The sequence below is a fragment of the Psychrobacter sp. 1U2 genome (assembly GCF_051847575.1).
This window is the reverse complement of record NZ_JBPYDC010001623.1, coordinates 1-556: the sequence shown is the minus strand read 5'-3', so window position 1 is coordinate 556 and position 556 is coordinate 1. Positions and strand designations below refer to the sequence as shown.

1 protein-coding gene is annotated in these 556 nt (G+C 42.3%); it reads left to right on the top strand.

Going from position 1 to position 556, the window contains the following annotated elements; translation table 11 throughout:
- Nucleotides 1–14 precede the first annotated feature (14 nt).
- Nucleotides 15–556 (top strand): pseudouridine synthase (locus ACS8FD_RS23515; RefSeq protein ID WP_439277628.1); only part of this gene is annotated, 542 nt, incomplete at its 3' end.

Here is a 556-nt window from a genome sequence, read left to right as displayed (position 1 = left end):
AAGGTTTAATATTTTTGACCAACAATGGCGACCTAGTGAACAAGGTCTTACGTGCTGGTAATAATCATGAAAAAGAGTATTTGGTGACGGTTAATAAACCGATCACCGATAGTTTTATCGAGGGTTTGGCAGGCGGCGTGCCTATTTTGGGAACGATGACCAAAAAATGCCCGGTGACTAAGGTGGCACCCACCGTGTTTAACATTACGCTAGTGCAGGGGTTAAACCGTCAAATTCGTCGTATGTGTGAGCATTTTGGTTATGAAGTCGTGAAGCTTGAGCGTACGCGGATTATGAATGTGACTCTTAAGGGTCTTCCAGTTGGAGATTGGCGAGATTTAACCCCAAAAGAGTTGTCTGTTTTACTTAACTCTATAGAAGATTCTTCTTCGCAAGACAAAAATGCGGCTAAGAAATCTCGCAATACATCAAGAAAAAACGCTCGTACTAATAGCTCGTCAAAGTCAAAAGCGTCTTCTAAATCAACAGGCGCGGCAAAAGGGAATGGTAAACATCTTAAAGACGATGCCAGAAAACCAGCAGGTTCTAAAGATAG